We start from the raw sequence: 24,066 nt of genomic DNA on the forward strand, positions 1-24,066 counted from the left end.
TGATATGAATCATTTTATGCCACTTAAACCAAATTACTGATTGTAAAAACGTTAGCCTATGATCACACCAATTAACGGGTTTGTCCGCCCGGTAACAGCATTGTTATTGCTTATCCAGTTGTTCGTTACGCCGGCCATGGCACAAATCACCTGGCCCGCAGGACAACTCCTTCCCTCATTTCCTTCCACTGCGCAGACGCAGGACCTTTTTATCCTGCGTGAGACATCTACCCGCTGGGAAGGCGAAGGATCGGCTTTAAGTCACAAGACAGGAAGATTAGAAACTGATGGCTGGCTGTGTCAGACCGGCATCGACGCGGCAGATGAACACATGATCTACGGACCTTACTACACAGGCATTCCCGCAGGTCCCAATGTAGCAGAGTTCCGCATGAAGGTAGACAACAACACCGCCAATGACGATCCTGTGGTGGATGTGGATGTCAGAAACGCTACAAACGGCCAGCTACTGGCTTCAAGAACGATCACCCGTAAGCAGTTTTCTATCGCGGGAGATTATGTGAATTTTACGCTGCCATTTACACTTCCTGCCGACAATCAATCCATCGAGTTACGCGTATACTGGCGCGGTACTTCTTATACGAAAGTTGATTGGGTGGGCGTACAGCAGAATGCCTCCACTGCAGAAATGTATTTGTTTGCTTCCCTGAAAGGGATCGTCAACAGGACCCAGCCCCGTTTATTTTCTTACGAAGGAGATGCATTTGCGGAAGGTCAATATACATGGCTGCGCTCCCTGGGATTGAGCTGGTCTGAAACGGCCGACAAATGGGGCCTGATCAGCAAATACCGTAGTGAAATATCAGGCGTGATCGTATACGATCCGGCACAGATACATACCGTTAACCTGGCCACCATACTTGCCAAAGACCGCAAAGCACTGATAGCATCCCCACTGCTTTTATCACGCTTAACCGCTGCGCCATACAACCTGCCCATATTGTTGGATCTGCGGGGGCAGTTCAGTAGTAAACTACAGGTATATCAGTCGATATATAACAATTACTGGCCCAACCTTGACCATCGCCTGTTGATAGGCCTGAACCCGGATGTACATAAAGCTGCGCTCCGCGAATATGCGGTAGCATTGGGCGCTGCTACCATCTGGCTGGATCCGAACGTTGCGGGTGAAAGTGAATTGCTCAATAGCTTCTTAGCGTCCATGCCCACTGGCTCCAATTATATGGGATGGTGGCCGGATGAAGGTCCCGGTGTAGAAAGAGCTTCAAGGTATGGCATTGCCACTGTTGCAAGCGACTGGGCTACGAATCTGACCGTCCATAGCGGCATGTCCAGAACAGTCACTACCAGGCCAATGCCTGCAAAACCAGCATTGCAGAACAAACTTTATGTTGCATTTATATTAAGCGACGGGGACAATCTGCAGTATGTCGAACACCTGATGCGTAAGCTGTGGGATAATCCAGACAGGGGCTCCGTTCCAATGGGATGGACACTTTCTCCTGCGATGCTCGATGCCATGCCGGGAGCCCTGAATTATTACTGGCAAACTTCTACCAACAACGACAACCTGATCTCCGGCCCTTCGGGTTATGGTTACGCCTATCCAAACAGCTGGCCCGATCAGGCCCGTTTGAACCAGTTTGCCGCCAAAACCGATGAATATAACCGTCGCGCGGGCTTCCGGGTCATTACCATCTGGAATACCATCACAGGTGGTATTAATCAGAATGTAGGGCAGACCTTTGCTACCAATGCCCCTTACACGCTTGGCCTGACAGCTCAGAATACCGGCGGCGGACTAAGTATCTATAACAACAGTCTCCCCGGCATGGCGCTCTCCTGCAACTATTGCACCAATGAACAGGCCATGAAAGATCATATCACCTCCGCATCTGCGGGATGGAATGGAGCATCACCAAGGTTTATCATCATACAGGCGCAACCCTGGCAAGGGGTAACACCTACCAGTTTTAAAAACGTTGCCAATTCTCTTAACACCAACTATGTAGTAGTACGTCCGGATCATATATTCCAGCTTATCCGCGAAGCCAATGGTCTTCCGGTTAATCCACAATAAGGCCTGCATCAATATGTAGCCACTCACGCAGCAAAGCCCACAAATGATTGTATTTGTGGGCTTTCTGTTTGTGATACCACACCAGTTACTATCAATAGGCCATGTAAATATTTGAGTGTCTTTCTAACAGTTGCATAACGCCTAAACGAACACACCGCCACATACGAACTTTTTACAGGCTAAGATGTTGTAGATTGCAACAACATTAACCACAACAACATTAAAGAACATTGTATGAAAAAGTATTTAGCTGAATTTTTTGGGACATTCTGGTTAGTTTTTGGCGGATGCGGAAGTGCGCTTTTTGCTGCCGGCATCCCTGAGCTGGGCATCGGCTACCTGGGCGTGGCATTGGCTTTCGGCCTCACCGTACTGACCATGGCTTACGCAGTCGGTCACATCTCTGGTGGACATTTTAACCCTGCCGTATCATTCGGTCTGCTGGCTGGCGGGAGATTTCCGGCTAAGGATTTACTCCCTTACATCATCGCCCAGGTTGCAGGAGCAATGGTAGCAGGCGGTTTACTTTACCTGATCGTGTCCGGTAACAGTACACCCTTTGTTATAGACAATCACAAAGCCGGTGCTTTTGCTGCAAATGGTTACGGTGAATTATCGCCGCATGGTTATACGATGGGAGCTGCATTCCTGGCGGAATTTCTGCTGACGGCTTTCTTCCTTATCGTTATACTGGGAGCAACCGACAAATTTGCTAATGGACAATTTGCGGGTATTGCCATAGGATTAGCCTTAACCCTGATCCATCTCATCTCCATTCCTATCACGAATACATCTGTCAATCCTGCCCGGTCTACCTCTCAGGCTATTATTGCAGGTGGTGGTTACCTGTCGCAATTGTGGTTATTCTGGGTAGCTCCGATTGCCGGAGCCATTGTAGGAGGTCTCATATACAAATTGCTGTTACAGCAACCAGAGACTGCGGCAACTACAAAATAAACAGCTCACCCGATACTGTTATCCTTCTGTTGTCTGAAGCGGGCCTGCCTTACACGTGTCAGCGTTTCTCTTGATACACCAAGATAAGACGCTACCATGTGTAAGGGCACGCGCCTGAATATATCAGGAAAAGAGGTAATGAAGTTCTCATATTTCTCTTCAGCGGTATAGCTGATATTCATCATGATCCTTTCCTGGCTGGCGTCCAGGCTTGTCTCTTTCATCCTGTCAGAGAATACCCTGACGATAGGAATAGCTTTCATGATCTGGTCAAAATCTTCCCGGGCCCACAAGATAACCTCACTGTCTTCCAGGGCGTCAATATTGTACTTTGACGGCGTCTGGTTAGTATAGCTGTCATGTACAATACTCCAGTTGTTCTCCGGCGTAAACCGCAGGATATATTCCGTACCATCGTCTTTCAGGCGATAGTTCTTCAGCAGGCCTTTTACGACAAATATCTTATGGCGGCATACTTCCCCTTCTTTCAGTAATAACTGCCTCCTGCGTATTTTTTTCATTGTTGCCAGTGAACGCATGTATTTAAGCTCTTCTTTGGTAAGCTCGGCATGGGCAGTAATGTAAGCTTCAAAACACTCAAACATTGATTAAAGGCTTTTTAACGGATTCCTAAGCCCCTGTCCCACTCCTTTTCCTGTGTTCCCTGGACTTAGTCAATAATGCAAATTTAGGTCAAATGACCTCAAAAAATTGTGTCAAATCTCCTTGTTTCCAGGGCCCCTTCTGTCGGAATTTTGTGTCCGTAAATGGTTCGCAGCAGCTTGTGTTACGAATGGATTTATTCACTAAAACTACAGAAAATGCGTGTTTTTGTCACAGGCGCCACAGGTTTTGTCGGCACAGCCGTTGTTCAGGATTTACTCAGCGCAGGTCATCAGGTACTGGGCTTTGCCCGTTCGGAGGCCGCTGCCGCTACGCTCACTGCTGCGGGCGCTGACGTGCACCGGGGTACACTCGAAGACCTCGACAGTCTCAGACAGGGAGCATTGGCTACAGATGGTATTATCCACACGGCCTTTATCCATGATTTCTCCAACATGGCTGCCTCCGCTGTAACAGACAGGATTGCCATTGAGACCTTCATTGCAGCATTGGCGGGAACAGGCAAGCCCCTGGTGGTAACCTCCGGTATCGCCACCGTTGCAGCCCTCGATGGCGGTCGCCTGGGAACGGAACAAGATGCTCCAAACCCCAACACACCCGGAAGGCACCGTGTTCCCTCTGAGGAAATCACACTGGCCGCGGCAGCCCAGGGCGTCCGTTCATCAGTCGTAAGGCTCCCGACATCCGTACATGATAAGGATGATCATGGCTTTATCCCGATGCTGATCAACATTGCCCGTCAGAAAGGTGTTTCTGCCTACATCGGCGAAGGACTCAACCGCTGGCCTGCCGTACACCGCCTGGATGCTGCCCGTGTTTTCAGACTGGCGGTGGAGAAAGGTGTTGCTGGTACCCGCTTCCATGCAGTTGGCGATGAAGGCATCCCTACCCGGGATATCGCCACAGCGATCGGCAAACATCTGAATATGCCGGTGGTGTCAGTATCACCAGCAGCAGCAGCGGAGCATTTCGGCTGGCTGGGACATTTCTTTGGCATTGACTGCCCCGCTTCCGGCACACTGACGCAGCAATGGCTGGGATGGCAGCCTGTTCATCCCGGATTGATCGAAGATCTCGGTAACGGAAGTTATTTTGCTCCCGGAAAGTAAGGCTGGCGCCTTGCATGCAACGAACACCCTCTCAGGTACCTCAACCTGAGAGGGTGTTCTTTATTGGGCCAGCCCCTTCTGGTAAAATTGCTATCTTGCAGCATCATCAGTAATCATGGTCTCATGAAAGACATTCCCGTAAGGAATATTATTGCAGCAGAAGCAGGGACATTTTTCAATAACTTCAGCATCCGCGATCTGCATGATCTTCTCGCTGGAAAAGACATGGTACAGGAACTTCACCGCCATAATTTCTTTTATGTACTGGCCTTAAAAAAAGGAAAAGGCACACATGAAATAGACTTCACCTCATATGATATTGCCGACAATGCCGTTTTCTTTTTGCGCCCCGGCCAGGTACACCAGCTTACCTTGAAAGCTGGCAGCACAGGTTATCTGCTATCATTTAAAGCTGATTTTCACGCTCCGCAGGATCAATCCGGGCATCAGCTATTACGCAAGGCAAGCTCGATGAATCATTATCAATCAGATAATGACGGATTCAAAAGAATAAATACTCCACTGGACAATATCTTCCAGGAATATAACAACAAACAGGCCCAATACGGCGAAGTGATCACTGCCAATCTGTATATCTTCTTTGTCGAATTAATCAGGCAGTACAACAAGGCTTCGGCTGGTAACGTTAACTTGTATATGCAGGAGCGACTGGAAGAATTCCTAACCCTTTTAGAAACGCATATCACCAGTATCAAACAGGCGTCTGCATATGCTGACATGCTGCATCTTTCCCTCTATCAGCTGAATACCATCACCAAATCCACACTGGGTAAAACATGTTCAGAGATGATCAATGAACATATCATCCTGGAAGCAAAAAGATACCTGCGGGCCACCTCCAGCCAGGTCAGCCAGATAGCAGATCATCTGGGTTATGAGGATGTTTCTTATTTTATCCGCTTCTTTAAAAAGCATACCGGCTCTTCACCGGAGGTATTCAGACAGCAGTTCAGATCAGTAAAATGATTGATTAAATTACTTCCACCTGAGTTAATTTCATTTAAGTTCCATTCAACCACATTTCTGTCCTATTCCTGCAACATCTGCTGTTCCTAACTTTGCAGGTAAATAACAACTACATTATGCAACAAAAATGGGACGAACGCTATAAAGCATCTGATTTTGCCTATGGCAAAGAACCTAATCTCTTTTTCCAGGAATGGTTGCCAACATTCAATCCCGGTAAGATATTGATGCCGGCTGATGGTGAAGGACGTAATGGCGTTTTCGCAGCACGATCAGGATGGGAAGTAATTAGTTTCGACCTCAGTATTGAGGGACAGTCAAAGGCCTTACAACTGGCGAAAGAAAACGAAGTCGCACTGGAATACATCGTCGGAGACTTAGATGATCTCAGCTTTGAAAAAGCATCCTTCGATGCTATCGGATTGATCTACGCACATTTTTCCGCTGAAAAGAAATCCATCTTCCACAGGAAGTTAAATGATTATCTCAAACCCGGCGGTATTATCATACTGGAAGCCTTCAGCAAGAAACACCTGTATTTCAACGGACTTGATCCAAAAGTGGGAGGTCCAAAGCAATTAGAAGAGCTGTATTCCGAAGCAGAAATACTAGCCGATTTCAGCAACTATGACATGTTGATGCTGGCGGAAGAAGAGATCTTCCTGAATGAAGGCAAATATCATATTGGTAAGGGGGCTGTAATCCGCTTTGTGGGAAGAAAACGTTACTGATAATCCGCAACTATTTACCCATCACCTCTTTGCGATGCGCGAGTCCCCAGTAATGCAGTTCCTCCAGCAGCTTTTCCAGTGACGTGCCATGCGCTGTAAGCGAGTATTCTACCGCTGGCGGGAAAGTATCGTGTGTTTCTCTTTTCACCAGTTTATTGGCCTCCAAAGTCTTTAATTCTTTAGACAACATCTTATCGGTAATACCGCCAACCTCCTTTGATATCTGTTTAAACCGTTTCGGACCTCCTTGCAATGAAAACAAGATGAGCAGTTTCCATCTCCCTTCCAGGGCTTCCAGGGCATCTTTGATAGATAGCATCGTTTTAGGACATCCTTCGCGTGTCAGCATTTCTTATTCCTTTAATAATTTACAGTGTTCACATTACTATCCTGTCGGAAAGCGCTATCCCGTGGGATAGTACTTTATTCTGAGCAACAAACATAAATACTTTTGAGCCGCTAACGAAAAATCCTTTCTTGCATGACAAATCAACAGCAATCTTCAAAAGCGCTTAATATTTCCCTTTGGATAGCGCAGGTGTTCGTGGCGGCCATTTTTATCTGGGCAGCTACCAGCAAGTTATTTCAGCCTATTGAAAAAATAGCGGCCATGTGGCCCTGGACGGGCGAAGTCCCTTCCCTGATGGTAAGACTACTCGGGGTAGTAGATCTATTGGGTGGCCTTGGGCTTATACTGCCCTCTTTATTGCGTATCAAACCAAGGCTCACCGCTTACACTGCGATTGCTATTATTGCACTCATGGTATGTGCCAGTATCTTTCACATTGCGCGGGGAGAAGCTGCTGTAATCGGGTTTAACATATTTATGGCGGCTATTGCGGCTTTCATTGCCTGGGGAAGACTGAAACAATAAAAAAAGCTGCCTGACGATACATCAGGCAGCTTCAAAATTATCTTTTCATCAAATGCTTACTTAACAGTATAGTAACATTTAACTGTAAAATCGTTCACACTGGCAGTAACCGGCAGTTCAGTATATTGAAATGCCTTTACAGAGCCATCAGCATTCAGGGTACATACATTTTTATATGTTTGTGTCTTTATAGAATCAACTTTCTGGTTTGAAAAATAGATCCTGTTAACTGTCCCATCGTTAAACAGGTTGTCTTTAGGACACAGGATATTCTGCATGAATATATTCTGGGAGTTTGATGTAAACAGGTATAGCTGTACCCTTGTCGCAAGTAAAAAAGCATAAGCAGGATTGAATTTTTGCATGCTTTTATTTACGGGAGAGACAACCGTAGCAGGATGTATATTCCGTTCATTCTCGTATGAAAAAGCAAGCTGGTTAAAGCTTTGTATATTAATAGAGTCTATTTCTCCATTGCTTTTTCTTACATAGCGCCTTTTGTATATTGTATAAGAGCTACCTTCCTGTATTCTTTCAGTAGCTATGGAAAGCAGGACATTATTCCCGTCATACGACAGTTTACTCTTCATTTCAAATATTCCAAAAGTGCCTGAATTATCTTCCATATTAAGACTATCAATACGATTATTGGGGCCATAGAAGATGTTGTAGTCCTGGTTCCACCAGGTGCTGCCCCGTGCTGTCATTTTAGACAACAGATCATTGCTGTTATATGTAAACAGGTACACAATATCGTAGGTGCCATGGGTAACCACTTTCACGACCTGATCTTTGTCATTATAGAAGATGGAGTCTGAATAGAAGGCCACACCGCTGGTGTCAGTTCCCCCAGGATAGTAGTCAGCTCTGGTTAATGTTGCCGGGGTTTCATTTTCTGTATCAGGGACTTCGTCTTTATTGCAGGCGAAGAGAAGCGATAAGGATAATAACAACAAGGATCCTAATGCCGGATTGATGATTTTCACAGGTAATAGATTTTATTCCAGCAAAGATATATTAAATATTAAAATATATTATCCCTTACACGCTCCTCTTCTACGGCTTTATATACTAGCTTTGTTTTCTCACATACTGTGTCAGGATCACGATCACCTGCCCTTCTATTTTACCCTCTATCTGCGCTGTATTATTCTCTACTAAACGGATATTCTTCACCACCGTACCCATTTTAGCATTCAGTGTAGAGCCTTTCACATCCAATGATTTGATAAGTACTACGGAGTCTCCATCCTGCAAAACCTGGCCATTACAATCCTTGTGTAACTCTACTGCACTGTCATTCTCATGGTCGCCGGTCGCTTTAGCCCATGCCAGCCGCTCATCATCCAGGTACATCATATCCAGGCTCTCCATTGCCCAGCTCTCCTGCTTCAGACGGTTAAGCATCCGCCAGGACACCACCTGGATACCCGGCACCTCGCTCCACATCGTTTCTGACAAAAAGCGCCAATGATTGCTGTCCAGTTCGGCCTTCTTTTCTAGCTGCATCCTGCATGTATTACAGATAAGGATACTATTATCCGCATCCGCACCTGCAGCAGGCGGCACTTCATAGATCTTTAAAGCTTCTGTTGATTTGCACAGTTCACATTGATTTTCACTCCTTTTTTGTAGTAGTTCGTCCAGTTTCATTGCTTGTTTTGTAAAATGTGCCGCGAATGTATAGCTTTTAGCTGGCTAAAAAAGTGACTTATTGCAGGCAGCTGTTTCTGCCTTTTTACTTATCTTACCTGCATGTACCCAAGCCTGATCTCAGCCATCGAATATTTTATCCGTCTCGACGATGCGGAGAAGGAATTCATCTCCTCCCTTGTCATTCCGAAAACCTTTGCAAAAGGAGATCATCTGCTGCGTGAAGGCCAGGTTTGCCGTGATGTCGGCTTTATTGAAACGGGATTGATCCGCTACTACCAGACGAAAGACGACGGAGAGGATATCACCCTGCACTTTGGGAAGGAAAACGAATTCACCTGCAATTACCAGAGCTTTCTCGACCATTCCCTATCGCTAACGGCTATCCAGTGCCTGGAACCCAGTGAAATATTACTGATTTCCTACGATAACCTGCAGCGGATATATGAAGAGGTCAGAGAGGGCCAGAAATTCGGCCGTCTTGCCTGTGAATTCATTTACCTGCAGGCGCAGAGCCAGTTGAGATCCATGTATACCGATGAACCCGAACAACGCTATCTCAATTTTGTGAACAACTACCCCGACCTGCAACAGCGGGTGCCCCAGTATTACATATCTTCTTTCGTAGGGGTTAAGCCACCATCACTCAGCCGCATAAGAAAAAGGCTGGCCCTGTGATTTATTAACCTGGGTGAACGAACAGGTCTGCCGGCGATTCTACCTTTGATACATCAACGCAAAAATGTATCAAAATGAAAAAAACAAATGCTGTAATCGCTTTTGGGCTCACCTTCATCACCGGTGCACTACTTATATTCATCGGCGCCCGCTTCCTCCTTTTACCTGATGTAGCTGAACATGCCTTTGGTATACAAACTGTTACCGGCAACGATTTTGCTTTTCATTACATCAAAGGAATAAGAGACCTCTCCGCCGGTATGGCCATACTGGCCCTGTTGCTGACACGTACCCAACGGGGGCTTGCTATCCTGTTGCTGACAGCTTCTCTTGTACCAGTAGCCGATTTCCTGATCGTACTGCATGCGCCCGGTCATCTTACCGCACAACTGTATCCCCATGTAACAGCTATTGTACTGGGACTGGTACTCGGATGTTATTATCTTTTCACCGCACCTAAATCTGTTACACATGTTGCTCTTTAATACAATACTCCTGATCCACTTTCTGTGTTTTGCCATCTATTTATGTGTACTCTTATCACAATGGCGGGATTATGACACCCGCGTAAGAAACGCATCGGGCATGATCCTGGGGATTATCCTGCTGATCACTGGTATAGTAATGGTGGCGCTCAAATACCCGCATGTGAATTATTATAAAGTTGTTCCTAAAACCGCCTTATTCGCAGTGGTGACCATCATCAATGGACGTTTCAACGGAAAAGTCTTCACAAAGCAGGCTTACTATGCGCTGATCGCCATTACCCTGCTGGCTGCCTGTATTGCTGTAGTCCGTGTTTAACACATCCCATCCCTTTTATTATAAAGCGTGTGTCAGGATAAGTTCATCACTTTTTTCTGACACACGCTTTGTTATAGTCCCCCTGATTTCTATATTTAACCTCTAATAGGCGATTAATAGCCTTACTCAGGTCAATAAACTTTTCGAAATATGAGGAATTCCACCGCAAGTCCTTTCATGCTAGGGCTTGCCATGCTATTTGCTGCCGCATCAGGTAAAGCGCAGTCACCAACCAGCTACACAAAGTATGTCAATACTTTCGTGGGCACAGCGCCACTCACTGATCCTAAGATCCTTGGATACCAGTTACCGGAAGGCTGGCGCTCATGGGCAGGGCTTACGTTTCCCGGCAGCTCTTTGCCGAATGCCATGGTGCAGTTAAGTCCGATGACGGAATACGGTTCCGGCGCCGGATATGAATACGAGGATACCGTTATCCTGGGCTTCACACATACCAATAAAGGTCACTGGAATCTATGCAACATTCCTATTCTGCCACTCTCCCATCCGGGTCTGCCATTCGGTTCCAGGTTCTCCCACAAAAAAGAAAGTGCATCCCCTGGCTTTTACCAGGTGTACCTGGACGATTATGACGTGAATGTCAATCTGACCTCCACGCTCAGATGCGGCTATCATCAGTATACCTATAAAAACAATACAGACAGACAGATACTGTTTGATCTGGCGAAGGCCAACAACAGGATCTCCGACTGGCATATTGAACAGGTAGGTACATCCGCCTTACAGGGCTATCAGCGGGCAGGTGGCAACATCTACTTCTACGCTGTACTGAATACCGCTATCGACAAACTGGAAAAGACACAGGAAGGCGAGCACAACGGCTATGCTATTGTGCATGTAGCTGATGGTAGTAAAGGTCTCGTTGAACTGAAAATAGGCCTATCGTTCGTAAGTACAGAGAACGCCAAACAAAACCTGGAACAGGAAATCGGCAATAAGTCTTTCACCGAGGTCCGTAATGAAGCCAACCGCAAATGGGAGACTTTGCTATCATCTGTACAGGTAAAAGGCGGTACTGAAAAACAAAGGAGGATGTTCTATTCCTGCCTCTACAGGTCCTTCCTCTGGCCGGCTTTACGTAGTGATGTAAACGGGGAATTTACGGATGCCAAAGGCAATGTAGTGAAGGGTGATTTTAATTACTACACCGAGCCCTCTCTGTGGGATACCTACCGGAATAAAGATGTGCTTCTGGGCCTGATCTCTCCACAGGTCACACTTGATGTGATCAAATCCATGAAAGAAGTGGGCGATAAAACAGGATTCATTCCTACCTTCTTCCACGGCGATCATGGTGCGTCTTCCATTGCCGGCGCCTATCTCAGGGGCATTGATAACTTTGACGTGAAAGGTACTTATCAGCTACTGCTGAGGAATGCCAATGTAGAAGGCGCCCGTCCGCATCTGAATGAGTACATAGCAAAAGGTTATATCTCCGATCCTGATATTCCTGATCCACACGTAGAAACCAAAGCAGCAGCAGGCGTATCCAAAACACTGGAATATTCTTACGATGATTATTCCCTTGCCCAGATAGCGAAGAAACTGGGAGACACTGCCAACTACAGAATACTGATGACACGGTCTAAAAACTACAGGAATATGTTTGATCCCGGTACCCGGTTCATGAGAGGAAGATTGGCTGATGGTTCATGGATCAAGAATTTCAATCCGCAATATCCCTATTATGAATACATGTACAGGGAGGCCAATGCATGGCAGGTATCCTTCTTTGCACCTCACGACATGAAAGGCCTGGTTGAACTGTATGGTGGCGCAATGGGATTTGAATCCAAACTGGATTCCCTCTTTACGCTGCCCTGGAACCCGCATTACATTGCCAGGAATGTGGAAACCATGATAGGCCAGTATTGCCATGGCAATCAGCCGGACCACGAGGCTCCTTTTGCTTATTATTTCATAGGCAAACCGGAAAAGTCACAGAAGATGATCGATACAATTCTAAATAGTCTGTACGGTATCGGAAAAGAAGGCATTGCGCTCTGTGGCATGGATGATGCAGGTGAGATGTCAGCATGGTATGTATTCAGTTCCTCCGGATTATATACCTTCTCAGCCACTGATCCTGAATACCTTGTTACCGTTCCGCTTTTCGATGAAGTAAAGTGGCGCACCAGCACTGGCAAACTGCTGACCTTAACGAAAAAAGGGAAAGGCAGAGCCCTCACTTCCATAAAGGTGAATGGAAAAGAACAGCAAGGCTATTTCGTGCCGCATGACCTGTTCCGAAATGGCGGTAAGATTGAGATCGTTACAAAATAAACGGAAAAAGGGTGTTTAGCTTATGGCGAACACCCTTTTCAATTATTTATCCGAAAGGCTATCAGGGACGGCCTTTAGGCTTAGGAATCACTTTTTCACCCGTTGCACCCGGAATATAAACACCATTTACCTTCTTGTCTATTTTCTCGGTATACACCGGGTCAAATTCCAGGCGTCCTTTTTTGATCTCATAGAATTTTGAAGGAACGTAATACATTGAATCTGCCGCAGGATATGTTTCGGGTTGCTCACTTCCTCCGAACTCCAGCAGTTCATCGTGGTCAAAGTCTTTGATATCAGAAGCTATCGCTGTCATCAGTGAATCAGCCACTGAGTTATTGATACCAAATACGATCAGTTTGTTCTTATTCGGATTGTCAGTTACTTCCAGGAACAAGAAGACATTTCCACCATCTTCCACCAGGCGGTTACGTTTGCTCTTGTAAACGATATTGTCGGTAGCAAATTTGAAGGTCTTATTGCCATTCACAATGATAGTGCCTTTATACACCGCAATTTTTTGCTGTTTGGTGCTGGTAAAATGCAGGTTATCGTCTGGCTTCTGGGCCAAAGCCGGTAAGCCGATAAACAGGAACAGGAGATGTCTGAGTCGAAGACGCATAGGAATATTTTTTAAAATCCGGCGCGTAACTTACTCAATTTTTCCCGAACCATCTCCATAACAAATCTGAAATTTTGCCGTTGCCGTTATGTGGGACGGTGCGTCCCCAATGAGCTCACCTGGGGAAAAAGTTTTTCGTCTATTCTTCTCTTTTGTCGCAGGTGATGTCTCATATGCATTTCTGCAAAATGCAACCATTCAAAAGCATCAAAAAAAGCGAATCCGGGATGTTCTGTTTTTCCCTTTGCGGTTGAAAGATCTATGTCATGAAACAGGCGGTTCACTTCATCTTTTATAGATATCAATCCCCGCGACAATTCATCCTTGCTTTGTGGTTGTTCTAAATTGATATCATTAAAAGGATTCTCCAGCACCATGTCAGGAAACTCATTGTTATCAAACATGGTCCTGGCGCGCGAGCGCATACTTCTTTCAGCATTGCAGTTCTTGGATGCCAGCGCAGCCTGCATCTGCTCCAGATAGAAGGTCGTATCTTCTATGATATGTACATACACCTGACCCAGCGACCAGGCATCGGTCTGCGGCCTTTGACGAAGCATTTCGATAGAATAATTACTGAGTTGATCTATCCACTGCTGAATAGTATCGTTAAACTGTTTAAGTAATGCCTTTACGGTACTGTTTTCCATATTACAACGGGTTTAACGTCCCTGCAATTTATTACATCCCAACATTCACTCCAATAGCTGGCAGCACACTCATCCAAAAAATATCAATATTTTAATACACATTGAATAACAAGCAGTTAACGACAGTCCACGAAAATAGTTATTACCTTCATAACATCATAACCAACTAAATGCCGAACAATGAAAAAGTACCTGTTGCCAACGGTCGCACTACTGTGCGCCACACTGTCATATGGACAGCAGAACTGTTCCCCCGCTGAAGTGGCTTCTCTCCTGTTTAAGAATGCTAAAACGAATTTAACTACGGCAGAAAAAAATCAGATCGCCACTAAACTGGGCTTTGTCTGCACCGGCAATAAAGATCTTCCTTTTGCCCAGGACAAGGATAGCAAGGATTATCCGTTCAATGCTGTCATTTATCCGACAGATCTGAATAAAGACGGCAAACTGGAGATCTTCGTCTGGTTTGGGAATTCCTATACGTCAGGCAATACCGGCTCCAGCATTTCCCTGTTTATTAAAAACGCGATGGGGGTTTATGTGGATAATATGGGATTCCCCGGATTGACGCCTGATGTACTTGCCACCACCAACAAGGGATATCCTGACCTGCTTATAGGGGGGCCGGGTATGGAATTCCCTGTCTGGAGATGGAATGGTAAGGCATATGTTGACTTCAAAACTGTCAGGAACGAGGATTATGACAAACTGAAGAAAACCAGTCTTGAGGAATTAGCCATCAAGTAAGCGTAAAACGATTGCCCTGGCCAGCGACAGCTACCTTCCTTAACCGGACTACAATGTTAACAATGGTCCGGCAGGGGGATATTATTGACAGCTATAAGACTGTCCAGCCTGATCACCAGACCATTATCCATCCTCATATATTCCACTTTATTCAAGGCATATACATCCATAATACGGGCGGTAACATCCTGCTCGTTCCCTGTTTCATCTCTGAATACGATCCTGCAAACAGTGCGCATGGTGGCCCAGGCTTCCAGTCGGTCATAGTAGTTGCAATCAATTGGTTGATATGGGATATCCGGCGTGTTCATAGAATTTACTTTCTATAAAGTTACCTTTTGCCCGCTTATTTTTCCAACAATTATCCCATGGTGACCGTTCATAAAGCGTAACTCCTTAGCCAGGGACAAGTTTATTATTTTGGAAACCATCAATAATATAGGCTATACTATGAAGACATTGTTGCTATCGTCTTACCTGCTGGCTGCCGGTTTCCTTACACCGGTATTTGCTGCTCCGCCGGCAAAGGGGACTTTCACATCTGTAAACGGACCATTACCCGCATCTCCTGCCGACACGAACCTTACCATGTTCGGACGTGGTATGTATCCCGGAGATGATTCTACTTATGAGAATTTAAGGAACTCCGGTTTCAACACCGTAATTCTCTCCAGCTTTTACATCCATGCCAATGGAGATGTTTATTCCGGCGATGACCATAAGAATCCTATCATACATGATGGGCAATATGTAGGTAGCAGGGAGTGGCTTAAATATGTTGCATCCCTGAGACAGGCATCATCCTCTGTAAAACGTATTGAGATACTACTGGAAGGCAGATGGTATAATCAGCCACCTAATACGTACGACTACATACAGGACTGGTATGATTCCTCCCGGACGGTTGAAGGCATCGTAACAGGGATCGGTACTAACAGCACATTGTATAAGATCATCAAAATAATGAAAGAAGATATCGGTGTGGATGCTATCTGTATCGATGACGAATCTGTTTATAACAGCGAATCCATCGCTAAGCTGGGAGAGCTGGCAGCCCACCTCAACCTGCATATGACACTCTGCCCTTTTAAGAAAACAAACTACTGGAAAGATATCATTTGCCGCTCTCAACCGGGTCTGATAGATGCCATCTACCTGCAATGTTACGATGGCGGCAGGTTCAATATGCCCGGCGTCTGGAAGGACAAACTGGAGACCACACTGCCTGTATACCCTATCTTCCTTTGCCGGGGTGCATTCAGTACCTGCAATCCTGTTCACAACAGTAAAACACCGGCAGAGATCAAAGCTGAAATGATCCGCTTCAAAAAGGATTATCCTGAAATGGGCGGCGGTGCTATATGGCAGATGGCAGATATAAAAAACTTTGTAAAGAATAATTGCGCGGTACAGACCCCGGAATCCGGTACGTCTGCTACATTCAGCCAGTATATCCTCGATCTCCGCAATGGTTTGAAGGATGGTCTCAGTGAATGATCTTTAATATATCCACCACTCATTTAGTAAATACGGGCAAGCGTATTTTCTACAGAAGGCCTTGTGTTCATTGGACACGAGGCCCTTCTATTCAGGGTAACAGTAGTTTCGTTTTAATAGTATCGAGGTAGGAGTAGGCGCTCTTTATTGCAGATCCTTTCGCATCATTCATCACCAATATATAGGTGCCTTTAAAATACTTCTGGATCTCCCTGATCTTGAGTTTATTGACGATAAAACCTCTATGTATCCGCAGGAATTCGGATGGCAGACGATCTTCGAGATAGCTCAGGGAGTATTCTATCAGTTTCTCTTCATCCCGGGTATGCACACTGACATACTTCTCCTTTGCTTCAAAGAAGACGATATCCCCTACATGCACCAGCTGGATCTTATCTCCTTTCTTTACGGGTATGGTGCTGATCACGTCTTTCGCTGGTTGTTCGCTCATCAGTTGCCGGATCTTCCGCAGCATGTCTCCATCTTCGCCCTTCCTCTGGCTAATCCTTTTGATAGTGAGTGCAAGCCGTTCGTCTTCTACTGGCTTCAGCAGGTAATCCAGTGAGTTCTTTTCAAAGGCCTTTATTGCATATTCCACATAAGCTGTCACAAAAACGATCAGCGGCGTATGTTCCAGTTGATTAAGCACTTCAAACCCATTGAATGCCGGTATCTGTATATCCAGGAATACCAGGTCAGGCCGGTGTTGATTAATAAACGCCACAGCAGCAGGACCATCGCCGACAGCCCCGATCACCTTAATCTGCGGGTAGGCCGATAAAGATTTCTGCAGGCGATGTATGGCCATTTCTTCATCGTCTACCAACAGGGTGGTGATGGCTTCCTGGAATAGTGATCCGGACATATTTTTCAGGCGTATTATTCAGTTCTATTGTAAAATCATCTGCATACAGCAGCCTTAACTTATTCATCACCATCTGCAATCCCATACCCGAACCAGGCATATCCGGGAATGCAGGGCCTGAATCAGCAATACAGATCAGCAACTGCGTTCCTTCCCATAAGATACGCACATCAATGGAACCACTGGTAGTGCTGTTCTCTATACCATGTTTTACTGCATTCTCCACCAGCGGCTGTAATATGAACGAGGGTATCTGCTGCTGCAAGGTAGCAGGATCCGCCGCTATATGATAGCGCATCCTGTTCTCATACCTGATCTGCTGCATATGCAGGTAGGTAGAGATGATCTCCAGCTCGTCCTGCACAGTATGGAAAGTAGCGCTATCCTTATTCAGTGTAAACCTGAAGAAACGGGACAGCAGCAATACCAGTTCTTCTGCCTTCTGCGGGTCTTTCGATATCAGGCCGGCAATGGTATTGTGCATGTTGTACAGGAAATGCGGATTGATCTTTGCCCGCAGCAGCTCCAGTTCAAAGGCTGTTTGTTGTTGCTCTAATTGCAACACCCGGTACTGCTGATGTAATATCCGGGCATTCAGCATACTTTTCCATTCCTCACTCACATACAAGGGCATTGCTGTCACCATTACCACAAGAATATTCAGGATATAAATACTACCACCATCAAAAGCGATGTAGGGCTCCCTTGTCAGCAATGCCCTCATCAGGAAAGTCAGTTCAGAACCCAGTAGCGCAGCTAATACCAACAGTACGATCATGATCATCACCTTTACTGCCTGGTAGGCCGTTACATTAGTAAAATAATGCCGGTGATAAATGGCCAGCATCATCAGGGAACCAATATTTATGCTGGATAATACTGACACGAGAATGCGTATCGGCCTGTGATCATATGTGAAGTACAGATAGCCGCCAAAAGCCAATCCGATCAGGATACAGATCAGTAAAGTTTTTATAACCAGCCGCATATTAGTCTGCTTGCAGCACCTTCGTGCTTTTGAAAAATAATGGCCTGTTGCCCAACCCGATAAAGATAACAATAATGCAGGTCAAACCAGCCATGGACGGCAGGAACTGACTGTAAGGCTTAAACTGTGGCAGTACCGTACCGGTAAAGGCGGAAGCAAGGGCACTCAAAGCGCTCAGCATTTTATACACGTGTTCATACAACATCAGCTTTTTACGTGTATGGGCCGGCATTATTCCCCGGCACAGATCGTAGATGGTGACCACGAACAATGAACCGATGGTGGCGTAAATAATCACAGGCGCCCAATACAGACCACTGGCGTACACGTAATAGGCGTAGTAAGCAGCAGCTGACATCACCATGACCGGCGCCAGGTAATCGATAAAACCCGGTTTCCGGCCCGATAAGCGCATGGTCCTGATCCCGCTGAAACAGTTATACCCACTGAGCAGGGTAATGACCAGCAGGAAGGTATTACGCTTAAATACAAATACACCGGCCAGACCTGTGATGATCACAAAGACCATCATCCACATAAAATATTTACCCAGCATGCGGTGTTGTTGAACTTGTTTATTGAGAATGGCAGCAGCCAGGCCGCTTAACAATGCCAGGATACCGGCACTAACGTGAACAGCAATATTGATGTGATGTATTATTTCCATTACGTATTGATTGAGATAGCAAATCAACAACACCTGCCCCTCATCGGAAATAGAATTCCGACGAAACGGGATATATCCGGATGAAACGGATACCTCATATGGTTAAAAATTTCTTAAAACGGTTATTTATATCCGGAGTTATTACGATTGGCGCAGGGATCATATTATATTTAGGCTATAACTGAAATATATGCTGCAACTGGCAGATTTCGAAAAGTCTTACCACCATGCTCCTGTTCTTCACATTCCACAACTTGACATAGGACCGGGCATTTACTGGATCAAAGGAGCCAATGGTTCCGGGAAGAGCACCTTGCTGAAGGCCATTGCCGGTATTATTGATTTCTCCGGAGATATCCTGCTGAATAACACCAGCATCAAAAAGCAAGCTGTCGACTACCGAAGGCGGGTTAATTTCGCAGAAGCAGAACCGGTCTTCCCTGAGTTCCTGACGGGAAGTGACATGCTGGCGCTTTTCATGACAGCCAAACAGGCGCCTGCTGGACAGCCAGACCGATATCTTGAGAGCATGCAGATGCAGGCATATCTTGATCAGCCTTTAGGCGCCTATTCCAGTGGTATGCTCAAAAAGCTATCCCTGTTGCTGGCATTTATAGGTACTCCCAGCCTGATATTGCTGGATGAACCATTGATCACCTTAGATATGGCTTCGCTGGCCATCCTCTACGACTGGATAAAGGAACGGCAGCAGACACAGGGTACCTCCTTCCTTTTGTCCTCACACCAGCCACTGGAAGAGCATACCCTGCCTATCAGCGGTACCTTGCATGTAGCAGATAAAACAGTTAAATGGCTTCCAGGATGATCTCCCCACTTACAATTGTACTGACCAGGATATTCTCCCGGGGTTTTTACCGGGCAAACGCAGGAACACTGCTCTTCTTTTTTGTGGTGGTGATCAGCTATGCCATCTTTATCACGCCTGCGGGTACGATGTCGCACGAAACCTTTCAGTTGTATGAACTGATCGTGATGATGACACTTATCAGTAACCCGGTAGCGATGACGGCAATCTTCTTTGCCTGGTTGCTGTATACCCTGAAAAGCTGGCAATATGTAACGGGGCAATTAACAGCCCCTGAGAACGGCTTTCTGTACTATAGCAGTACAGCGCTCAGTAAGTTCAGGCAACTGCGCAGCTGGTGGTGGATGCAGTTCGTGATCACATTGCCCATTACGGCTTACGGACTGTTGTCGGTGGTATTCGGTATTGTCTATCATCACTATCTCCTGCCGTTTATTACAGTGTTGTACCTGTTCCTGCTCATTACCGTCAGCGCAGCTATTTATGTGTGGCTGGCTAACCGTCTATCTGCCGGTACGCCTGCACCCATCAGGCTGCGACTGCCCATACGATGGAAGAAGCCATTCTTCAGCTTGTTCCTGTACCACATCGTCCATAAGGTAAAACTGGGGGGCCTCCTGACGAAGATATTCTCGCTTTTCTGTCTTGCCAGTGGCGCCTATTCCTTGTTCAGTGGTAACCGACAGGATACCCGTGTGGCCGGCCTGCTGGTATTAACAGCCGTAGCGGGGCATCTTTACCTGATATACCAGGAGCACCGTTTTGAAGTGATGACACTAGCCTTTTCCCGGAATTTCCCTTATAGCCGTAACAGGCATTTCGGGTATATGACGCTTCGTTATGTATTGTTGTTATTACCGGAGATCCTTTTCCTGGCTATTACAGCGCCTCCACTGGCGGCAATTCTCCTGTTGACATATGCCATCAGTGTACTATTATTCTTCCGGAGTTTATTGTATTGGCTGGGGTTGAATATGAATATCTATCTGCCGGTAGTTTTCGCAGTATATATAACGCTGTTCTGGCTGGTCATGTACGGCTGCTTGTTGCAATCTGCTGGTGTACTACTGCTCCTGGCATATGGACTATTCTACACCAGATATTATAAATTACCACCTATCGAATAGACAGAAATCCTGACCGGGACTATAAAAAACATCATTTAAATGTCCTTTTAACACTTTTTATTATTATTTTGGAGCAATGAAAAACTCACTCCTTATCATTGCCCTTGCTCTTTTGGGTGGTAGTGCATTTGCACAACAAAAGAACGATTTCCACTCCTGGGCAGCCACACCACCTATGGGCTGGAACAGCTGGGATTGTTACGGTCCTACCGTGACAGAGACAGAAGTAAAAGCCAATGCGGATTATATGTCCCGCTACCTGAAAAAGTATGGCTGGGAATATATTGTGGTAGACATCCGCTGGTATGTAACCAATGATAAATCCCACGGTTATAATGAGACTAATCCGGACTATAATATAGATGCATACGGCCGCTTTATACCGTCTGTTGACCGTTTTCCTTCAGCTGCAGGCGGGAAAGGGTTTAAGCCACTGGCCGATTACCTGCATAGCAAAGGGTTGAAATTCGGTATTCATATTATGCGCGGCATCCCGGTGATAGCTGTAAAACAGGGACTGCCTGTTAAAGGAAGTAAAGCGACGGCCAAAGATATTTACTCCGAAAAAGACCAGTGTAAATGGCTACATGATATGTACACCATCGTTCCCGGTAAGGAAGGCGCACAGGCGTATTATAATTCCATCTTTGAACTATATGCCTCCTGGGGACTGGATTTTGTGAAAGTAGATGACCTCTCCGCCCCTATTTACTTCGCAGCCGAAATAGAGATGATCCGGAAAGCGATTAACCGTACCGGCCGTAAGATCGTATTAAGCACCTCTCCGGGAGAAACGCCGATTGCACATGCAGCGCATGTACAACAACATGCTAATATGTGGCGTACAGTGAATGATTTCTGGGATAACTGGAAACCATTGAACGAGCATTTTGAAGTGTTTGAACGCTGGAATCAATGGCGTATGACAGGTGCATGGCCTGATGGAGATATGTTGCCGCTGGGACGTATCGGTATTCGTGCAGAAGTAGGCAATCCACGTATGACTGCCTTCACAAAAGATGAGCAATATACCCTGATGACGCTCTGGTCTATATTCAGATCGCCACTGATGTTTGGCGGTAATCTGCCGGATAACGATCCATTCACGCTATCCCTGATCACCAATAAAAACGTATTGTCTGTCCTGAATAAGAGCAAGAACAACAAGCCTGTTCTTAACGATACCACGAAAGCTATCTGGACAGCGGAGCCTACTGACAAGCCAGGTAAATACCTGGCGGTGTTCAACAAAACTGAGCAGAAAATGCCGGTTAGTGTAGACCTGTCTGCCTACGGCTTCCCTTCCTCCTGCACCATTACCGATCTCTGGACAGGTAAAGTACTCGGAAAATTCTCCGGCACTTTTGCACCAGACATCAATGCCCATGGCGCAGGTCTGTATCTTGTTTCCGGTAAATAAACTATATACTGGTGGCCTGGCGCTTGAACTGATTGGGAGTCATCCCTACTTCTTTCTTAAACAACCGGGAGAAGTAGGGAGGGTTTTCAAAGCCCAGGTTATAGGCTATTTCCGCCACCGTCTGATCAGCTGATTTCAACAGGTTCTTCGCCTCTGAGATGAGGGAAATATGAATCAGGTCTATGGCAGTCTTGCCGGTTTCCTGTTTCAGCAAGTCGCTCAGATAGCGTGGTGAGAGATGTAACTGCTCTGCCATGTAATTCACTGAGGGCAAGCCTTTATCCTGCAAGCCACCGCCGTTAAAATATTCCGTCAGGATAGTGTTGAATCGGGAAACTGTCTTACCGGCTACATTTGTCCGGTGGATGAACTGACGCCTGTAAAAACGCTCAGAGTATTGCAGGATGGATCCGATATGTGCCAGTATGATATTCCGGCTGTATTCATCCTGGTTGTTATAATATTCTATTTCAATCTTTTTATAGAGGTCCCAGATGATCTCTTCTTCCTTTGGGGACAAGTGCAGCGCCTCGTTCACCTCATAGTCAAAGAAGCTGTATTTTTTGATCTCTGTATGAAGGATGTGCCCATTAATAAAATCTTCATGAATGAACATGAGGAAACCGTCTTCTTCAAATTCCAGCCCTGCAAACTGTATGATCTGTCTTGGCCTTACAAAGGACATGGTACCATTCTGGTGATCATACGATGTTCTTCCATACTTGAAGATGCCTGCTTTCAGCTTTTTGAACCCGATCATATAAAAATCGGTAGTGAATTCGCGGTCGCCTATTGTGCATGTTCTGTCGCAGCGGGAAATACTGAACAACGGATTCTCGGGGAGAACAAACCCATTCTCACGGTGCAGGTCACTCAGGGTGCTATAGTGCTTCATATGCTCAGATTTAAAGCCGGAACTATGTGTAGAACACAGTTCCGGCAAATATTGTTTTACGTTAATTTCATTAATGCCCATGGGCTGTCACGGAAACTTCTTTCCATTCCTCTATGCTGGCCAGACGCTGTGCATATACTTCTTTTACAAAATTGTATGCCACCTTGCCAAACAATACACGCAAGGGCGGATTCGGACTGTCTACCACTTTCAGTATCGCATCCACAGTTGCTTCCGGCTTTCCCCATGTATCGGGAGTAGCACTTTCTGAGAAGGCCTGTTTCAACGGACCATATAATTCCAGTCCCTGGGTCTGAAAAGCGGAGGCGCCAGACCAGTCTGTTGAATACCCGTTAGGTTCTATCATGGTAACGTTGATCCCGAATTGTTTTACCTCCGTAGCCAGTGTTTCACTCAATCCCTCTACTGCAAATTTAGATGCATTATATAAACCAAGTACAGGTAATGTTACCAGTCCGAGGATACTGGACACCTGGATGATATGACCGCTTCGCTGTTCTCTCATTACCGGCAATACTGCCTGGCTGAGCCATAGAAGGCCGAAAAAGTTAGTTTCCATCTGGGCCCTTGCTTCCTGTTCACTTGTTTCCTCTACGGCACCAAATAAGCCGTAACCGGCGTTATTGATCAATATGTCAATTCTCCCGAAATGTGCCTTTGCTTTTGCGATAGCCGCAAAGCTGGCCTCTCTGTTGTTTACGTCCAGTTCCAGGGCCAGAATATTGCTGCCATATTGCTTTACAAGGTCATTTAATGTATCGGTATTCCTTGCCGTAGCCACTACTTTATCTCCTCTCTTCAGGAAGGCCTCTGCCCATAACTTACCAAATCCGCGGGACGCACCGGTAATAAAAATTGTCTTTGCCATTGTTTAAATTTTATGACACAAAGCTATTCCGGGTGCGTAAGCTTAATTTATACAAAAGTCGGGAATAAAGATACATTTTGACGGAAACCG

27 protein-coding genes are annotated in these 24,066 nt (G+C 45.9%); 15 read left to right on the forward strand and 12 right to left on the reverse strand.

The genetic code is table 11. The annotated features are described in order from the left end of the window. The first annotated feature begins 58 nt into the window (after positions 1 to 58). Positions 59 to 2,062, forward strand: a complete 2,004-nt coding sequence (locus tag CLV42_RS29815) for a GxGYxYP domain-containing protein (RefSeq protein WP_106605601.1) — start codon at positions 59 to 61, stop codon at positions 2,060 to 2,062. 234 nt (positions 2,063 to 2,296) lie between these two features. Further along, positions 2,297 to 3,019, forward strand: coding sequence for an aquaporin Z (gene aqpZ, locus CLV42_RS29820; RefSeq protein ID WP_106605602.1), 723 nt, complete (start codon positions 2,297 to 2,299; stop codon positions 3,017 to 3,019). 5 nt (positions 3,020 to 3,024) lie between these two features. Here aqpZ and CLV42_RS29825 read toward each other — a convergent pair whose 3' ends face one another. Further along, the gene (locus CLV42_RS29825) at positions 3,025 to 3,624 is read right to left on the reverse strand and encodes a Crp/Fnr family transcriptional regulator (protein ID WP_106605603.1); all 600 of its coding nucleotides are present in this window, start codon (positions 3,622 to 3,624) and stop codon (positions 3,025 to 3,027) included. Between the two features lie 216 nt (positions 3,625 to 3,840). Here CLV42_RS29825 and CLV42_RS29830 point away from each other — a divergent pair, with 216 nt between their 5' ends. From CLV42_RS29830 to CLV42_RS29840, 3 genes are all read left to right on the forward strand, one after another. Then, positions 3,841 to 4,752 carry an SDR family oxidoreductase gene (locus CLV42_RS29830; RefSeq protein ID WP_106605604.1) on the forward strand — a complete coding sequence of 304 codons (912 nt, stop codon included), beginning with the start codon at positions 3,841 to 3,843 and terminating at the stop codon, positions 4,750 to 4,752. A 123-nt stretch (positions 4,753 to 4,875) separates the two neighbouring features. Further along, entirely contained in the window at positions 4,876 to 5,739 is an 864-nt protein-coding gene (locus tag CLV42_RS29835) for an AraC family transcriptional regulator (RefSeq protein WP_106605605.1), read from the forward strand. Positions 5,740 to 5,855: 116 nt separating this feature from the next. Continuing rightward, the gene (locus tag CLV42_RS29840; RefSeq protein WP_106605606.1) at positions 5,856 to 6,470 is read left to right on the forward strand and encodes a class I SAM-dependent methyltransferase; all 615 of its coding nucleotides are present in this window, start codon (positions 5,856 to 5,858) and stop codon (positions 6,468 to 6,470) included. A gap of 10 nt (positions 6,471 to 6,480) precedes the next feature. Here the strand turns inward: CLV42_RS29840 and CLV42_RS29845 are convergent, their stop codons facing one another. Next, on the reverse strand, positions 6,481 to 6,819 hold the full coding sequence (locus tag CLV42_RS29845) for a winged helix-turn-helix transcriptional regulator (protein WP_106605607.1): 339 nt from the start codon (positions 6,817 to 6,819) through the stop codon (positions 6,481 to 6,483). Between the two features lie 132 nt (positions 6,820 to 6,951). Here CLV42_RS29845 and CLV42_RS29850 point away from each other — a divergent pair, with 132 nt between their 5' ends. After that, positions 6,952 to 7,344: a DoxX family protein gene (locus tag CLV42_RS29850; RefSeq protein ID WP_106605608.1), complete on the forward strand. Its 393-nt coding sequence runs from the start codon at positions 6,952 to 6,954 to the stop codon at positions 7,342 to 7,344. Positions 7,345 to 7,400: 56 nt separating this feature from the next. On the opposite strand, the gene CLV42_RS29855 is transcribed toward CLV42_RS29850, so the two are convergent. Together CLV42_RS29855 and CLV42_RS29860 are read right to left on the reverse strand one after the other, a co-directional pair. Next, on the reverse strand, positions 7,401 to 8,330 hold the full coding sequence (locus CLV42_RS29855) for a hypothetical protein (protein WP_106605609.1): 930 nt from the start codon (positions 8,328 to 8,330) through the stop codon (positions 7,401 to 7,403). A gap of 85 nt (positions 8,331 to 8,415) precedes the next feature. Then, the gene (locus tag CLV42_RS29860) at positions 8,416 to 8,997 is read right to left on the reverse strand and encodes a PhnA domain-containing protein (RefSeq protein WP_106605610.1); all 582 of its coding nucleotides are present in this window, start codon (positions 8,995 to 8,997) and stop codon (positions 8,416 to 8,418) included. A gap of 102 nt (positions 8,998 to 9,099) precedes the next feature. On the opposite strand from CLV42_RS29860, the gene CLV42_RS29865 reads away from it, so the two are divergent. From CLV42_RS29865 to CLV42_RS29880, 4 genes are all read left to right on the forward strand, one after another. Beyond that, positions 9,100 to 9,675 carry a Crp/Fnr family transcriptional regulator gene (locus CLV42_RS29865; protein ID WP_106605611.1) on the forward strand — a complete coding sequence of 192 codons (576 nt, stop codon included), beginning with the start codon at positions 9,100 to 9,102 and terminating at the stop codon, positions 9,673 to 9,675. 74 nt (positions 9,676 to 9,749) lie between these two features. Beyond that, entirely contained in the window at positions 9,750 to 10,160 is a 411-nt protein-coding gene (locus CLV42_RS29870; RefSeq protein ID WP_106605612.1) for a DUF4267 domain-containing protein, read from the forward strand. Continuing rightward, entirely contained in the window at positions 10,147 to 10,479 is a 333-nt protein-coding gene (locus CLV42_RS29875) for a hypothetical protein (RefSeq protein WP_106605613.1), read from the forward strand. Before CLV42_RS29870 ends, CLV42_RS29875 begins: the two co-directional genes overlap by 14 nt. Positions 10,480 to 10,629: 150 nt before the next feature. After that, positions 10,630 to 12,783: a GH92 family glycosyl hydrolase gene (locus CLV42_RS29880; RefSeq protein ID WP_245901767.1), complete on the forward strand. Its 2,154-nt coding sequence runs from the start codon at positions 10,630 to 10,632 to the stop codon at positions 12,781 to 12,783. A gap of 61 nt (positions 12,784 to 12,844) precedes the next feature. On the opposite strand, the gene CLV42_RS29885 is transcribed toward CLV42_RS29880, so the two are convergent. Together CLV42_RS29885 and CLV42_RS29890 are read right to left on the reverse strand one after the other, a co-directional pair. Next, a complete protein-coding gene (locus CLV42_RS29885) occupies positions 12,845 to 13,405 on the reverse strand; it encodes a hypothetical protein (protein ID WP_106605614.1) in 561 nt (186 codons plus the stop codon). 86 nt (positions 13,406 to 13,491) lie between these two features. Beyond that, complete coding sequence (locus CLV42_RS29890) at positions 13,492 to 14,055, reverse strand: DinB family protein (protein ID WP_106605615.1); 564 nt, start codon at positions 14,053 to 14,055, stop codon at positions 13,492 to 13,494. 180 nt (positions 14,056 to 14,235) lie between these two features. On the opposite strand from CLV42_RS29890, the gene CLV42_RS29895 reads away from it, so the two are divergent. Then, on the forward strand, positions 14,236 to 14,802 hold the full coding sequence (locus CLV42_RS29895) for a hypothetical protein (RefSeq protein ID WP_106605616.1): 567 nt from the start codon (positions 14,236 to 14,238) through the stop codon (positions 14,800 to 14,802). 56 nt (positions 14,803 to 14,858) lie between these two features. Here CLV42_RS29895 and CLV42_RS29900 read toward each other — a convergent pair whose 3' ends face one another. Next, a complete protein-coding gene (locus CLV42_RS29900) occupies positions 14,859 to 15,113 on the reverse strand; it encodes a hypothetical protein (RefSeq protein WP_106605617.1) in 255 nt (84 codons plus the stop codon). Between the two features lie 139 nt (positions 15,114 to 15,252). Here CLV42_RS29900 and CLV42_RS29905 point away from each other — a divergent pair, with 139 nt between their 5' ends. Beyond that, positions 15,253 to 16,299: a hypothetical protein gene (locus CLV42_RS29905; RefSeq protein ID WP_106605618.1), complete on the forward strand. Its 1,047-nt coding sequence runs from the start codon at positions 15,253 to 15,255 to the stop codon at positions 16,297 to 16,299. A 91-nt stretch (positions 16,300 to 16,390) separates the two neighbouring features. Here the strand turns inward: CLV42_RS29905 and CLV42_RS29910 are convergent, their stop codons facing one another. The 3 genes from CLV42_RS29910 to CLV42_RS29920 are packed head-to-tail and all read right to left on the reverse strand — an operon-like array spanning position 16,391 to position 18,819. Next, positions 16,391 to 17,164 (reverse strand): LytR/AlgR family response regulator transcription factor, encoded by a 774-nt coding sequence (locus CLV42_RS29910; RefSeq protein WP_106605619.1) that lies wholly within the window; start codon positions 17,162 to 17,164, stop codon positions 16,391 to 16,393. Beyond that, a complete protein-coding gene (locus tag CLV42_RS29915) occupies positions 17,112 to 18,152 on the reverse strand; it encodes a sensor histidine kinase (protein ID WP_106605620.1) in 1,041 nt (346 codons plus the stop codon). The genes CLV42_RS29910 and CLV42_RS29915 overlap by 53 nt, the downstream gene beginning before the upstream one ends. 1 nt (position 18,153) lies before the next feature. Continuing rightward, positions 18,154 to 18,819, reverse strand: a complete 666-nt coding sequence (locus CLV42_RS29920; RefSeq protein ID WP_106605621.1) for a hypothetical protein — start codon at positions 18,817 to 18,819, stop codon at positions 18,154 to 18,156. Positions 18,820 to 19,009: 190 nt separating this feature from the next. Between CLV42_RS29920 and CLV42_RS29925 the strand changes: the two genes are divergently transcribed. The 3 genes from CLV42_RS29925 to CLV42_RS29935 all read left to right on the forward strand — a co-directional run bounded on the left by CLV42_RS29925 (position 19,010) and on the right by CLV42_RS29935 (position 22,192). Beyond that, entirely contained in the window at positions 19,010 to 19,645 is a 636-nt protein-coding gene (locus CLV42_RS29925) for an ABC transporter ATP-binding protein (RefSeq protein WP_106605622.1), read from the forward strand. After that, positions 19,630 to 20,772: a hypothetical protein gene (locus tag CLV42_RS29930; protein ID WP_146154525.1), complete on the forward strand. Its 1,143-nt coding sequence runs from the start codon at positions 19,630 to 19,632 to the stop codon at positions 20,770 to 20,772. The genes CLV42_RS29925 and CLV42_RS29930 overlap by 16 nt, the downstream gene beginning before the upstream one ends. A 76-nt stretch (positions 20,773 to 20,848) precedes the next feature. After that, a complete protein-coding gene (locus tag CLV42_RS29935; protein WP_106605624.1) occupies positions 20,849 to 22,192 on the forward strand; it encodes a glycoside hydrolase family 27 protein in 1,344 nt (447 codons plus the stop codon). Position 22,193: 1 nt separating this feature from the next. On the opposite strand, the gene CLV42_RS29940 is transcribed toward CLV42_RS29935, so the two are convergent. Then, positions 22,194 to 23,087: a helix-turn-helix domain-containing protein gene (locus tag CLV42_RS29940; RefSeq protein ID WP_106605625.1), complete on the reverse strand. Its 894-nt coding sequence runs from the start codon at positions 23,085 to 23,087 to the stop codon at positions 22,194 to 22,196. Between the two features lie 70 nt (positions 23,088 to 23,157). Continuing rightward, positions 23,158 to 23,976: an SDR family NAD(P)-dependent oxidoreductase gene (locus CLV42_RS29945; RefSeq protein WP_106605626.1), complete on the reverse strand. Its 819-nt coding sequence runs from the start codon at positions 23,974 to 23,976 to the stop codon at positions 23,158 to 23,160. Between the last annotated feature and the right edge of the window lie 90 nt (positions 23,977 to 24,066).

Origin of the sequence: Chitinophaga ginsengisoli, assembly GCF_003014595.1 — a bacterium.
GTDB classification, from domain to species: domain Bacteria; phylum Bacteroidota; class Bacteroidia; order Chitinophagales; family Chitinophagaceae; genus Chitinophaga; species Chitinophaga ginsengisoli.